The organism is Clostridium pasteurianum BC1, assembly GCF_000389635.1.
GTDB lineage: Bacteria > Bacillota > Clostridia > Clostridiales > Clostridiaceae > Clostridium_I > Clostridium_I pasteurianum_A.
This window is the reverse complement of the sequence record NC_021182.1, coordinates 2,311,577-2,326,492: the sequence shown is the minus strand read 5'-3', so window position 1 is coordinate 2,326,492 and position 14,916 is coordinate 2,311,577. Positions and strand designations below refer to the sequence as shown.

13 protein-coding genes are annotated in these 14,916 nt (G+C 32.7%); 3 read left to right on the top strand and 10 right to left on the bottom strand.

All coding sequences use genetic code 11. From position 1 onward, the window contains the following. Positions 1-437 precede the first annotated feature (437 nt). Complete coding sequence (locus tag CLOPA_RS10860) at positions 438-1,715, top strand: IS110 family transposase (protein WP_015613850.1); 1,278 nt, start codon at positions 438-440, stop codon at positions 1,713-1,715. A gap of 306 nt (positions 1,716-2,021) precedes the next feature. Beyond that, entirely contained in the window at positions 2,022-2,831 is an 810-nt protein-coding gene (locus CLOPA_RS10855; RefSeq protein WP_015615472.1) for a hypothetical protein, read from the top strand. Positions 2,832-2,898: 67 nt separating this feature from the next. Here CLOPA_RS10855 and CLOPA_RS10850 read toward each other — a convergent pair whose 3' ends face one another. From CLOPA_RS10850 to CLOPA_RS10840, 4 genes are all read right to left on the bottom strand, one after another. Next, positions 2,899-3,888 carry a sugar kinase gene (locus CLOPA_RS10850; protein WP_015615471.1) on the bottom strand — a complete coding sequence of 330 codons (990 nt, stop codon included), beginning with the start codon at positions 3,886-3,888 and terminating at the stop codon, positions 2,899-2,901. 281 nt (positions 3,889-4,169) lie between these two features. Continuing rightward, complete coding sequence (locus CLOPA_RS26115; protein ID WP_242834295.1) at positions 4,170-4,883, bottom strand: RNA-guided endonuclease InsQ/TnpB family protein; 714 nt, start codon at positions 4,881-4,883, stop codon at positions 4,170-4,172. After that, entirely contained in the window at positions 4,810-5,391 is a 582-nt protein-coding gene (locus CLOPA_RS26110) for a helix-turn-helix domain-containing protein (protein ID WP_051115639.1), read from the bottom strand. The genes CLOPA_RS26115 and CLOPA_RS26110 overlap by 74 nt, the downstream gene beginning before the upstream one ends. Positions 5,392-5,735: 344 nt before the next feature. Beyond that, positions 5,736-6,485 (bottom strand): putative ABC transporter permease, encoded by a 750-nt coding sequence (locus CLOPA_RS10840; RefSeq protein ID WP_015615470.1) that lies wholly within the window; start codon positions 6,483-6,485, stop codon positions 5,736-5,738. A 612-nt stretch (positions 6,486-7,097) separates the two neighbouring features. Here CLOPA_RS10840 and CLOPA_RS10835 point away from each other — a divergent pair. Beyond that, positions 7,098-7,460 (top strand): cupredoxin domain-containing protein, encoded by a 363-nt coding sequence (locus CLOPA_RS10835; protein WP_015615469.1) that lies wholly within the window; start codon positions 7,098-7,100, stop codon positions 7,458-7,460. Between the two features lie 324 nt (positions 7,461-7,784). Here CLOPA_RS10835 and CLOPA_RS10830 read toward each other — a convergent pair whose 3' ends face one another. From CLOPA_RS10830 to CLOPA_RS10805, 6 genes are all read right to left on the bottom strand, one after another. Further along, complete coding sequence (locus CLOPA_RS10830; protein ID WP_015615467.1) at positions 7,785-8,984, bottom strand: FprA family A-type flavoprotein; 1,200 nt, start codon at positions 8,982-8,984, stop codon at positions 7,785-7,787. Between the two features lie 56 nt (positions 8,985-9,040). Continuing rightward, positions 9,041-10,948 (bottom strand): acyl-CoA dehydrogenase family protein, encoded by a 1,908-nt coding sequence (locus CLOPA_RS24365; protein ID WP_015615466.1) that lies wholly within the window; start codon positions 10,946-10,948, stop codon positions 9,041-9,043. A 413-nt stretch (positions 10,949-11,361) separates the two neighbouring features. Further along, a complete protein-coding gene (locus CLOPA_RS10820; protein WP_015615465.1) occupies positions 11,362-11,505 on the bottom strand; it encodes an aspartyl-phosphate phosphatase Spo0E family protein in 144 nt (47 codons plus the stop codon). Positions 11,506-11,876: 371 nt separating this feature from the next. Then, on the bottom strand, positions 11,877-12,437 hold the full coding sequence (locus CLOPA_RS10815) for a DNA-3-methyladenine glycosylase I (protein WP_015615464.1): 561 nt from the start codon (positions 12,435-12,437) through the stop codon (positions 11,877-11,879). Positions 12,438-12,521: 84 nt separating this feature from the next. Further along, positions 12,522-12,722 carry a hypothetical protein gene (locus tag CLOPA_RS10810; RefSeq protein ID WP_015615462.1) on the bottom strand — a complete coding sequence of 67 codons (201 nt, stop codon included), beginning with the start codon at positions 12,720-12,722 and terminating at the stop codon, positions 12,522-12,524. A 968-nt stretch (positions 12,723-13,690) separates the two neighbouring features. Next, positions 13,691-14,695 (bottom strand): DUF5050 domain-containing protein, encoded by a 1,005-nt coding sequence (locus CLOPA_RS10805; protein WP_041710864.1) that lies wholly within the window; start codon positions 14,693-14,695, stop codon positions 13,691-13,693. Between the last annotated feature and the right edge of the window lie 221 nt (positions 14,696-14,916).

The window sequence follows — 14,916 nt, the reverse complement described above, 5'->3', positions numbered from 1 at the left end:
CGTATAATAAGTTTATAGTCAGTTAAATAACTGTTATAGACTTATTTATTTTTTATATTTTGTATAGATTAAGAAAGCATCTCTATTTTTCTAATGGGGATTCTCCCAATTCAATATTGCTGATTCTTTAACTTTCAAATCTATACATTTTAACTTACTATTTATCAAAGGATTTCCTAATGCTAAAATAGTCCTTATGGAACTTTAGCAAAGGTTACTGCATTATCTCTCCTGCAAAACTTATTGTTATTGCCTAGAAAGCTTGCAGCCTGACCAAAGTATCATATTCTGCTTACACAAATGTTGCATATCCTTTCGTAGCCACCAGCAAGGTTTTTCGTCTGGATAAATGCTAATTACGCGAGGTTGCAGTCAGTACTTTGGATTAGGATAATTCCTTTCTAATTTCCTCATTATTTTTGAAAGGTGGTGATTTCATGAAGAAATTAGATTACTTATCAACTCTATTTGTTGGTATCGATATTGGTGCGAGACAAAATGTTGTCTCTGCTATTAATTTTGATCAAGAATTCTTGATTAAAATGGAGCCTGTTCCTAATACACAATTTGGTGCAGAACAATTAGAATCCATGCTTGTTAAAGTGTTAGAAAAGAACACTTTTAAAACTGTAATAATCGGCTTAGAATCTACTTCCTTTTACGGAGTACATATTGCCAATTTTTTATCTTCAAGTGAAAGACTTATGCCTTACAAGCCTTATGTTTACTGCTTAAACCCTAAGGAAGTTGCTAACTACAAAGATTCCTTCAATTCTCTTGATAAAAATGACAGCATTGACTCTTTTGTTATTGCTGATTTTGCAAGAGTTGGCAGAATTCATACTGAACCCTGGCGGGGTTCTCAATATCTTGCTCTGCAAAGACTTACAAGACACAGGCTTCATATTGTTGAATGCTTAACCAGAGAAAAGACTTACATGTTATCCAATGTATTTCTCAAGTTTAGTGAATTTGCTTTGTTACAGGGTGATGATCATCCTTTTTCTGATAAATATGGTGCTACTGCGTCATCTATATTGACAGATTTTCTTTCTTCTGAAGATATTGCAAATACTTCAATTGAAGATCTTGTTGACTTCGTCAATAAAAAAAGTCGCAAGCGGATTTCCAATCCACAGATGACTGCTGAAATTCTGCAGCAGGCTGCACGTAATTCATACCGCCTTGATAAATGTTTGTATGAGCCTTTAACAACCTCAATTGCCTGCTCTTTTAATTGTATTCAGGCTTTTGAGAAAGAACTTAAAGCTATTAACAAGGCTATTGAAAAAGCAGTTATGGGAATGAACCCCGTTGAATACCAAATTTTAATGTCAATACCTGGGTTCGGCCCTGTTTACTCTAGTGGCATTCTTTCAGAATTAGGTAGTGTTCATGCTTTCCCTAATAACAATGCCATTGCTAAATACGCTGGCATCGTATGGAAGGAAAATCAATCTGGTGGTTTTAAGGCTGAAAACACACCAATGAACAAAGCAGGCAACCGTTATTTGCGCTATTATCTGATAGAAGCTGCTGGAAGTATCGTAAGATATATTCCTGAATATCAAGAATTCTATCAGAAGAAATTTGCTGAAGTAACTACACATCAGCATAAACGAGCACTCGCACTAACATCTCGTAAATTGATTCGTTTGATTTTTGGATTGCTGGCTAAAAATCAACTCTACTCTTCAAATAGGGTAGATAAATAAATAGTTTTGCGAACATACGTTCTAAGTTTGACGTATGCTTGTTAAGGTTACCCATTTTTTTCAAAATCATTTCTTTTTCTTTTCATTTTGTTCTTGACATATTACCAAATTGCTTTTGATAAAAATACATTTTTCTAGAAGTAGTATCTCCCTTCTTTAGTAAAATTATAACTAAAGAAGTATCATTTCTCAGAACAAAATATAATTGCATGTTAATCATATTTTGAATTAAATTATATAAATTTTTACTTTACATTATATGTAAAATAAAGTATTATTTTACATATAAAGGAGTTGATATATTGTATGGATAATAATATGATAAGTACCAATAATCTTATTGAAGAAATTTTTTCAAAAACCGAAGAAGATCAAAGTGAGAAAGAAAATTTACAATATGAAAGTAAAAGAAAAACAAGAAAAGAAACACAAGAAAAATTTCAAAGTGTAGAAAAAATGCTTGAAAAAAATGTATATATTGAAAGAAATATAAAAAAAATCTTAGATGAATCTAAACTTAATATTTATAGCATAACAAAACCCACGTATCTGTACTTTCCATTTATCGCAGCTATATTAATTATTACTTCCATTATTACATGGAAACTTCAGATTATTCCTTTTAATTTTAAATTATCTTTCATAATCATACCTTTAATTTTAATCAGCAGCATAAGTTATTATACAGTAAATTACATATGGAAAAAAAAGATATATACAAAGCATATTAATTACTGCAGAGATATTACCTTTGTAGATAAGAACCTACTAAGTCTAATATCTGAATTTTTAGATAACCAGTTAATAATCTCAAATCTACTTCCTCATTCTTTTCTTAAGTATTTTATAAAGAGATGTCATAAAACAAATTTGGACAAATATATAAGTTTTTTATGCAAATACTCTAAAGCTCTTAGGAGAAAAACTAAAAACAAAAATTTAAACCTTTGCCAAGGAATATTCACTCAAAATTTAGAACTATTAGATAAAATAAGCACAATAGAAGCTCAATATTTCAGTTCTATGTTTAGAGATCCAGTAGCTGATACCCTTGAAGAATGTGTAGAAAAGTTTTTCCGTGATGAAGCTTCTGTTGGCTTATATTTTAGAAAATAATTTTAAATAAAACAAAAGGAAGCTAAAATTAAGCTTCCTTAAGGTTATAATAGTAATTTATTATATTTTATCTACTTACTTTTCCTGAACCGTCACCGTTCATAAGCTTCTCAACTTCGGATACTGATGAAAGGTTAGCATCACCATTCATGCTGTATTTTAAGCATGAGCCTGCTGTTGCATATTCTATAATTTCTTGATTTGAAAATTTTGATGTTATTGCATATATAAGTGATGCCGCAAAAGCGTCTCCTCCACCTATATTGTCTGCAACATGTATATTGTACTTCTTTGAATTATAAAAATCTTTTCCATCATAAAGTACTGCTGTCCAATCTACATCTTCTGCTGTAAATCGGTTTCTCAATATTATTGTAGCATACTTAAGGCCGAATTTTTCTACAAATCTTTTAAGTATATCCTTGCATTCTTCGCCTTCACCTTCGCCTACTGCCATTTCTGCTTCTTCCATGCTTCCAAGAGCTACATCACAATATTGCAAAAGTTCTCTTATTGCCTTACTGAATTTATCTGCATCCCATAGATTTTCTCTGTAGTTTAAGTCTACGCTTACTGTCATTCCCTTTTTCTTAGCTGCTTTTACTGCATCCAATGTGATTTTTGCACATTCTTGTGAAAGCGCTGGAGTTATTCCTGAAAAATGAAACCAATCTGCTCCTTCAAATATTTTATCCCAATCAAAGTCTTCCCTTTTAGCTTTTGCTATTGCAGAATCTTCTCTATCATAGACAAGCTTTGCAGGTCTTTGAGATTCTCCATTTTCACAAAAATAAAGACCTACTCTTTTTCCACCTCTTACTATGTCCTTTGTGTCAACTCCATATTTTCTCAACTCATTTATTGCACACTGTGCTATATCATTTTCTGGAAGCTTAGTTACATAACTTGACTCCTTACCGAAATTAGCAAGTGAAACTGCTACATTTGCCTCACTTCCACCATAAAATGCATTAAACTGCTTAGTCTGAACAAATCTATCATAACCTGCTGGTGAAAGTCTAAGCATTATTTCTCCGAACGTTACTATTTTACCCACGTTTTCCACTCCTTGTAATAATTCTAAATAATAATATTATTATATTTATACAAAATATTTTTATTTTGTGTAATATGTTGTCAAAAAACATCATATAACGGTTTAATTATATACCAAATCATTATAAAATTCAACGCACCAGCTTTTAGGTTCATTGTATGATGTGACATACTCCCACCACCTACGCTATGCTTAGGGGTGGGGGCTTCTTGGGATGTACCAACTAATATCAGTATAATTACCAAGCTAACCCCGTTTGCCCAACGGTTTTTTTATATATTTTATGCACTTTTACTTTTCTCGTATATTCTTATTCCTTCATTTCGTATATTTACTGAAGCATTTTTATCTCTGTCATGAATAATATTACAATTCTTACAAGTCCATACTCTTTCTGATAACTGTAATTTATCATTTATACTGCCGCAGGAGCTGCAAGTTTTTGATGAAGGATACCACTTATCTATTTTTATAAGGTGTTTCCCTCTATGCTGAAGTTTGTATTCTAAGAAATTTCTAAACATGCCAAAGCCATTATCCTGTACATTTTTCCCTAAAGACAGACATTGAGCAATATTTCTAAGGTTTATATCCTCTATACAGACTGCATCATATTTCTGTGACAGTTCAAAACTCTTTTTATGCAGCCAGTCTTTTCGCTGATTTGATATTTTTTCCTGCAGTCTTGATATCTTTGATTTTTGTTTACACCAATTTTTTGACTTTAGTTTTTTTCTTGTGAGCTTTCTATATTCTTTTTTCAGCTTTTCTTCATTCTCCCTATAGTAATGAGGATAATTGGCTTTCTCGTCCTCACTGCTTACATAAAAAGAAGTTTGTGAATAATCAAGACCAATAAAATTTTCTGGTGTTATTTCCTTTTCTTCTTCATAATATTCTACTGTGAAAGATATGTAGTATTTACCCCTGCAGTCCTTTGACACTGAAGCAGCTTTTAATACAATATCCTTCTGGTATTTCTCTATGTTTAACAAACTTTATCAAAGATTTAAGTTTGGGTATTTTCACATAACATTCATCTACTATTGATATTGTTCCCTTTTGGTTGTCGGTAGTAAAAGAATGATGGTTTTGCCTTTTACTTTTGAAGGATGGCATTCCCTTTATATCTCTAAATGTCAGTATTTTTCCTGTAGTTTTTTCAAGTTTTTTTGACTTTTTCCGGTAGGTTTTACCATCATATTCCTTATTGTATTTTTTTAATGCTTCTTGAAAATCAAGCTGGACATTTGCAAAGGCCAGACTGTCTATTTCCTTCATATACTCATACTCTTTTTTTATGGCTGCTGGTGTAGGAAATTTTACAGTTCTATAATCCACCTTTCCATTTACATAATTCTTATTTTCAAGTTTCTCATATAACATGTCTACATAGATATTGTATAATTTTCTTGTGCATCCAAAGGCTTTTTCAAAATACTCTCTTTCTTCTTTAGTAGGCTTTAATCTGTATTTATAACCTTTATTTCTTTTGATACTCACCTTCTCACCTCACCTATGCTTTTATTATCTATATATTTTTTACTACATCTATGGTCTCACTAATAGTTGTTGTAAGTCAGTAAATTCCATTTTAGAAATATTCTTTCCATAACTGCTTCTTTCTATTCGTAAACACTTTTTTACAAGTCTACTGACAGCACATTTATATAACCTCATGTAATTTATCACATTTATGCCCGTAAGCAAGTGCTATCCATCTCCCACCTATAGAGAGTGGGAGAATTCCGCACATTAGGTTAAAGAATTTTGTACTACTTATTTCTTAATCATATTACTTTTTACAATACTTAATTTAATCAATACCCTAAAAGATAACGCATATATTAATTTTTATCTACATAAATCATATTAGGATACACCTTCTTTAAAAGTTTATCGTTATAATGCTTGTCTAAAAATTGTTCAAAAGAACTGTTAGCCGGAATTCCTACATGTCTTTGAGACATACGCTCAACAGCAAAAGCCGAAATAAATATATTAAAAAGCATGAATATAACAAGCATCCATGTCAAATAAACACCAGTTTTATTGGGAATTTTCTCAATAAAGCTTGAAAGCCATGGATAACAATCCTTTACCCAAATAAGAGCTAAAATTCCCCAAAACAATGAATACAATAAACTGATTCTGCCATGAAAATTAAATGGCATGTTCCCATAATTCCATGAAACTGTGCTGAAAATCCTCTGCTGTATCCAGCTACACAAATACTCAAATATGCTTCCTAGTATTGCACCACCAATAAAAATCCATAGGTCACGCTTTTTAGAAAGCCAGTTCAGCCCCAATGCAGCTATCAATGCACCAAAACCGTACACGGGGTTAAATGGACCGTAAATCAGTCCACTTCGACTTTCAAAATGAAATTTTGTAATCAGACACCATATAGATTCTATTACTACACCTAAAAAGTCTCCTATAAAAAATATCCAGAATAGCTTGTAAAAATTGAGTCCTACTGCAAAAGATACCGATTTGGTTTCAGTTTGCTCCTGTATATCTTTAATTGAAATGAACTCTTGTTTTTCCAATGTTTTTTTGGGAAACTTTAATAAGTTTTTATTTAATAACATTTCATTTCCCTCCTCAATACATTTGACATTTTTCATTTCATACAAAACAATTTGATAATTTAAACTTTTCTTTTTAAATATATATTATTATTTTGGAGTTTATTTCTCTATGGAATCCACCACAAACAAATTCCTCTCTCACATTCCTACTATATATTTGTTACATAATATTATATAACTGAATCTCATTTCTAATATAATAATATCACTGAATATAATCGTTTACAATAGTAAGCTATTCCTGTGCAAAAGAAGAGAGAACGGTAAGCAATAACTCCCAGTTCCCTGATAAAGTATTTATATTTTCTTTTTCAAACCTAACTTCCACGCCAATACTCTTTAGTTCTCAATATTGCGTATTATCATACTAAAATAACTTAAATAATCTAACTAATAAAGCTCTCGTTCGCTATATCTCACCAATTTGATCTTTTTACATTCTACCATTTTAGTAATGAAATTATTTGATTTTTCTGTAAAATGGTGTATAGTTAAGATAATTGGTAGTATATTATGCAATATTTTTCTATATAGCGCTCAATTTAGTTGCTGGAAATATTTCTGAAATTAGCCACTATAACTACTAACAATAATTATACGAGGAGGATTACTATGAAAATTTTATCATCATTTAAAATATTTTTTCTAATGGTTGTTACATTGTTTATTTTTACGGCATGTTCAAATAGCCCGGCACCTAATAAACCAATTCCCCAAGATTCCTCTTCATCCAAAATTATTCAAGTGAAAATTACTAATTTTAGTTTTGATCCTCAAACTTTAACTATTCATAAAGGTGATACCGTTATGTGGACTAATATGGATTCAGCACCTCATACAGTTACTGGTAAGGACTTTAAAAGTGCTACTTTAAATAAGAATGATACCTTCAAGTTTACTTTTAATGACACAGGTAATTTTGATTATGTTTGTTCATTTCACTCAGAAATGACAGGTAATATTATTGTTAAATAGTAGCAATATAATAAGCTAATGCAGATTTTTAATTGCAAAGAGTTACCTGATAATCATCTTTCTAAGGAGTATACTTATATGTAATAAATTAGAAATAAATTATATGTTGCCATATTTAAAATTATTTATAAATGAAATATATAGCCACTGCTAAAAATATACTTTCTGGAGTTATTATTGGTAAAATAAATAAAGCAGGAATACTACTAAAAAATACTATTCCTGCTTTAACATAGGCTTTTGCTAATATTATCATGTACACCAAAAAGACCGGCTCACGAATTTTGTTCATGAATCGGTCCCAAATTTACGTTTTTTCTAAAATTACTTCATTGACTTGATAATGCTGTCAGCAAGGTCATCCATTGAATTCACGTCATCTTCTTTCATGGTGGAGTTCAATGATATCTCATTGTCTAAAATAGTCATTTCCTTCATCTCATTCAAAAGTTTACGCATCAATTTGCCAGATTGAGGAGCCCATGAACCATTTTCTATAAGAGCGAAAGTACGTTTTTGAAGATTTAATGCCTTCATATCCATTATATAATTCAGCATGGGCGGATAAATCTTCAAGTTGTAGGTTACGCACGGAAGAACCACATGACTATATTTGAATGTGTCGGAAATCAAATATGAGACATGAGTTTTTGAAACGTCATACATAACCACATTGGTCATTCCCTTTTCCACTAACCTTGTTGCCAAATCGTTGGCAGCGGCCTCCGTATTACCGTACATTGTTGCATAAACGATCATTACGCCCTTTTCCTCCGGCTCATAACGACTCCACTTGTCATATTTATCCATCAAGTATCCAAAATCATTACGCCATACCGGTCCGTGCAGTGGACAGATAATCTTGATGTCTAGACTGCTGGCCTTCTTCAGCAGAGCCTGAACATGAGGACCGTACTTTCCTACAATGTTTGTATAGTACCTTCTTGTATCGTCAATCCAGTAGCGATCAAAATTCACCTCGTCATTAAACAGCTTACCGTCCAAGGCGCCGAAAGAACCGAAGGCGTCGGCGGAAAATAGTACACCATTAGTAGTATCATATGTCACCATAGCTTCTGGCCAATGTACCATTGGAGCAGATACAAATGTAACGTTATGTTTTCCAAAGGACATAGTATGGCCTTCTTCCACTTCTATTGTTTTGCCATCCATATGGAAACCGAACTGCTGCATGAACATGAAAGCTTTTTTGGTGCATACAATCTTTACATCTGGATAACGAAGAATAATCTCTTCAATACAGGCTGAATGATCCGGCTCCACATGGTTGATTACCATATAATCTAAAGTCCTATCTCCTAGAACTGCTTTAATATTTTCAAGGAACTGACGGCAAATTGACCAGTCCACCGTATCAAAGAGTACGGTCTTCTCATCTAAAAGTAGATAAGAGTTATAGGAAACACCTCTTGGAATGGGATGAATGTTTTCAAAGAGAGCAAGGCGACGATCGTTGCCACCCACCCAATAAAGCTCCTCAGCTATTTTTCTAACACAATACATGGATCTAATCCTCCTTTACACTAAAAGCACATTATTATGTTTACTTATTATAGGAATCAAGCTTCTATAAACATATCTTTTTCTTCACCACAAGCAGGGCAAGTCCACTCTTCCGGTAATTTTTCAAAAAGTGTGCCTGGAAGTACTTCGCCTTCAGAATCGCCCACGCTAGGATCGTATTCATAACCGCATCCGTTGCAGACATAATGTTTCCAAGTTGGAACAACTTTCTTTGGAACGGCTCTCTTCATTTTCTTCATTGGCAGCGACTCCTTCTTGGGTTCTCCGTTGTCTAAAGCGGCAGTGAGCAATGGTAAAATTTCCATTAAATCGCCAAGGATGCCGTAGTCTGCGTTCTTGAAAATTTTCGCATTAGGATCGATATTTATAGCAACAATTGTAGTAGCATCCTTTATACCTTTCAAATGCTGACCTGCACCTGAAATACCACAAGCAATATAAAGATTTCCGTTGAATTTTTGACCAGACATACCAACATAACGATTTAGTGGTAAATATTTAAGCGTTTCAGCTACCGGACGAGAAGAACCTATAGCCGCACCGGCTTGAACTGCCAAATCTTCTATAAGCTTCATATTTTCTTTTTTTCCTATACCTAGACCTACGCTGACTACCCTTTCAGCCTTGCTGATAGGAGTATCCAGAGGTATTCCAACTGTGAAATCATAACCATCTGCCTTAAGAGCTTTTACAAGAGCATCAACTCTTTCTTCAGGAGTTCCTTTATTGAAGATTACTTTCTTACGATAACCTGTGGCAGGGCCAGGTTGAGAAACTTTATCTGCACGCTGGGTCTTCGGCATCTTACCGATGATGTGAGAAGAAATAACCACACGCTGAATCTCATTAGTTCCCTCATATATTGTACAAATCTTAGCATCTCTGTAAGCCCGCTCAACTTCCATACCTTTCAGATAACCGCTTCCGCCGAATATTTGGAGGGCATCGTTGACAATCTCAAGGCAAACGTCAGATGCGTATTGTTTCGCCATAGCTGCTTCCATACTATAACGCTCATGATTTTCTTTCAACTCTGCCGCACTGTAAACAAGTAATCTAGCAGCTCTGAGCTTTGTGGCCATATCAGCTAACTTAAATGATATAATCTGTTGCTGACAGATAGGTTTGCCAAATTGAATTCTTTCTTTTGAATACTCCAGGGCATGCTCATAAGCGCCTTGGGCGATGCCGAGAGCCTGAGCTGCAATACCAATACGACCACCATCCAAGGTGGACATAGCAATCTTGAAACCATCACCCTCATTACCCAATAGATTTTCCTTAGGGACTTTCACATCGTTGAAAATCAGCTCTGCAGTTGCAGAAGAACGAATACCCATCTTGTCGTAATGTTTTCCGAAGCTAAACCCTTCCCAGTCCTTCTCTACAATAAACGCGCTGATGCCACGAATACCTATATTCGGTGTAGTAACTGCAAAAATAATGTAAGTATCAGCCTTCCCTGCGTTGGTGATGAAGATCTTTTCACCATTCAAAATGTAATAATCGCCTTCTAGGACAGCAGTGGTCTCCGTACCGCCGGCGTCACTACCGGCATTTTCCTCAGTGAGACCGAATGCACCAAGTTTCTCTCCCTTTGCCAGTGGAACCAAGTATTTCTGTTTCTGCTCATCCGTTCCGTAGGCAGCAATTGGATATGTTCCTAAAGATGTATGAGCGGAAAGAATTACGCCCGTACCACCGTCCACTCTTGATAATTCCTCAACGGCGACTGCATAGCTGATTACGTCCAGACCGGCCCCGCCGTACTCTTTCGGATATGGGATACCCAGTAAACCCATATCAGCCAACTTATGAATGGCTTCCGATGGAAATTTATTTTCCTGATCCAGCATAAATGTAATAGGTTTAACTTCCTCTTCAGCAAATTCTCTGATTTTCGTCCTCAAATTTTCATGTTGTACCGTAGTCTTAAAAAACATATATTTACCTCCTTTTAAGCAATACATTTTCATGAATGTCCTTCCATGAAATCTGTAAAACCACAACCTTGAGCCACCGTAAGCAAAACTTCTCAAACTCAGGTGACTCCTCCAATTCTTTTTTTACCTTTGGAAGCCATTTAATCAATATAGTTTACAGAATCAATGATATTTGGAAATATATTTACTTAATGTATATATTAGCCTCCTAAATTCATTATATCCCTTAACATTTTTCATTACAACCTTAACTGGAACTCATTTTCGTCATGACCACTGGTAAACATATCAATAAATTCTTTCATACTTATTTGATAACTTGCTCTATCTTCTTATTGTTGATTTTTATATTTTCACTGACATTTCTGATTTCTTCTTGGGCAAAATAAAACACTAGGTACATTTAAATGTATCTAGTGTGATAATTTTGAACTATAATAATCAATAATAAGCTTGTCTAGTTCTTGGCTCATGTGTAATATCTCTTCATAGCTACATTCATTAGAATCCAGCATTATTTGTAATTCTTCTCTTAACTCCTCCATAGTCTTTTTCATATTTTCCACCTCAATTTAGTAAGAATGTATGTTCGTATCTATATTATATACTATTATTGAGATTTTTTGTATAATTTTTTAAATTTTAAAAGTCCACCAATATCATAGTTGTTAGATTTTCTTCCTCTTCTTTCTATAAAAATTTATCCGATGACTAGCCGCTGTAAAACTCCACTGCACTCTGTGAAAGCGATTCACACAAAATCAAGATTTTGGTTCTCTGCTTGCACACAGCGAAAGTGATTCACACAAAATTAAAAATTTTGGTTCTCTACTTTTCTAAAGATGGAGATAACAGCGACACGTCCCTGGATAATTCATCTAAACTTAGTAGGAGTAAATGCTTCCACTAAGTAAGATTCATTGATAGCTTATCTGTTTGCTGAATGGTGAGGGCATGTTCTTATATGGTCATCCACCATACCAATTGCTTGCATAAATGAGTAGACGGTCACCGGGCCAACAAATTTAAAGTTTCGTTTTTTTAAGTCTTTACTGATTTGTTCCGATAAAATAGTCTGAGCAGGAATATGTCCATCGGATTCCCAATTGCTTATTACCGGAATAAAATCAACATAGCGCCATAAAAAATTTGAAAAATTTCCAAATTCTAATTGTATATTGATGACTGCTAAGGCATTGCTTCTTACAGATTTAAGTTTTGATAGATTTTTAATAACATTGTATTGCTCTCTTATGCTTTCTAATTTTTCGTCACTTAACTTTGAACAATAGGCAATATCAAAATTGTGGAAAGCTTTTTTATAATTTTCTCTTTTGGAAAGTACGATATTCCATGATAATCCTGATTGAGCACCTTCTAATGTAAGCATTTCAAATATATATGAATCATCATGGCTTGGTACACACCACTCTTTGTCATGATACAGTTGCATCATTTGATTTTTTCCAGGCCATAAACATGCACTCATGAAAAGTTCCCCCAGTCATTTTTTTATACATTGCCATTATACCATTTTTAACTTGATGACAGTCTGTCATATTAAAGAACAAATTCATTGATTTTTTATAAAAGATTTACACTGTCTTTTCTCATTCACATATACTGGAGTTCTTCTCTTCTTACTACAATAATAACCAAACTGTAGATATTTACACTCTGTGCATTTTGCTTTACCTTTCCTGTTCCACTCTTTATTCTTTCTTCCAACATCTACAATATAGCTTGTACTTATACCTGTTTTTCTTGATTTCATAATCTCAACTCCCGTTTAATTAACTTTTTTTGATTAAACACTTAACCTATGGAATTAAACATCTTACAGTTGGGTAATGTCTGCTTTTGTTTTAGATATAATTTACCTACCTAAAAGCAAAAAGATAAAAAATCTTAATTGCTAGTAAGTAGATAAATTATTAATTTACAGTTGGTATAAAGCCTTGCCCTGCCCCATCAATACCCTTCTTATTTACTGCTAATGCAACATGTTTTAATGTGCCTATAGTTGATTTTATGCATTGGCTCAACTGACCTACTGGATATTTTTATAGTTATTCCAGCGCTTAGATAACTGACCTACTATCTAAAAAAGACAATAGGAAACTAAACCTTTATAAATTCCATTTTTAAAATGTATTAAAGGCCTGGTTTGACTATATTTAATTTTATTAATTGATTTATGTACTGATATTTTTAAATAATTTATTTACAACTTATTTACTTTGATTTAATATAACATGATTTATATTGTATTAACTAATTGGATTATGTTTTATACCAGCTGCAGTTGTTGTTACATAAATATTTTTTATGTTCTACAATGTATATATACTTATTTCAACAAAATTACATTGATTCAAGAAATTTTTATTTATCTTTTTTCCCTAAGATTGTTTTAGAAATATTTTTGACTTGTGAAATACTGACTTGATACTTCTCCTATCATAATGTACCTTGGGAAAATACAATATAAAAGGCTATTACTGATTTTATTGCTCCATATGCATTTTCTACATTTATGAATAGCCATATCTATTCCTCCAAAATAAAAAGTTCCCAAGGCAATATCCTCAGAAGCTATATCCAATATTTTAAATTTTATAAATTTCTGTACTATGATAATAGCAGATATTAAACGAACAAAATGGACAGGTAGAATCAATATCTTTTAAAAATAATTTATCAATTACTTTTGCAAATATTTATATCCCATTATAACAATATTTACTTTACAAGTAGTTTACTGCTACCGTCCAATTTCATTTTATAAAGTTCTCTATCAGACCAACTACTATAATATATCCATCCATCTAATACTTCAGTTAATCTGCTGGCCTCACTGTTTAGCTTAGTTCTTTCATTTCCATCAATAGTAATTTTATAAATGTCTCCTCTTGTCTGGTCAAGGGGAAGCCTCATAAGAGTATGTCCATCGTAAGGATTATCAGCATAGTATATCCAATTACCTGACACTACGATATCCCAGCTATTATCATCATTTAGTTTTTTCTCATTTGTACCATCAGTATTAATCTTATATAATTTGCATTCATCATCTGAGTTGCTAAAATAAATATTATCACCACTTACCTTTAAGAATTTCGCTGTTTTATTATAAATTTTTGTTTTGTGAGTACCATCAGTATTTATTTTAAATATACCTGAATTTTCTCCGCTAATTATATTGCCTTTAGTAACAGAGCTTACACCACTATAATAGATCCAATTACCAGAAATATTAATATTACTTACCAGCTGATCAGAAATTTGGACTTTATTTTTTCCATTACTATCAATTTTATATAGTCCACCTTTTACTATATTATTTTCTCCCATCTCAGAACCCAATGCATAATATATTGATCCTTTGTAAAAAACAGCTTCAAGAATATAATCGTCACTTGTTAACTTAATTACTCTATTATCCTTTATTTTGTATATACCATTACTTCCTATTTGTCCCATAGTTCCATCAACATAATAAATCCAATTATCAACTACATCAATAATACTTCCATATGCATGTCCAATATAACTCTTATTTGTTCCGTTCGTATTAATTTTTGATAATTTACCAGACTCATATAGCCAATTTCCATTTTGAACTATTGGTCCACTAATGCTTTCTTTAGCTTCACCTGCCATATTACTAGTTGATTTATTATATGAACATCCAAAACTAATAAGCAATAGAACTGATACACACATTATCAAAAAAACTTTTTTCAATACAATCATCTCCCCTATAGCCTAGAACTCATCAAAGGATAATCCTCTTCACCTACCCCTCCACACATTGAACTTAAACCTGAATGTAAAAAGCATGACCTCTTAATAGCTTTGTTGCCATACTTTAATATAATTACTTTTTCTAACTTTTGAATTATCTATGCCATTAGCATAATTCCATATTACTTCTCCATGGCTTTTTAGAATGTTTTTTAATATTT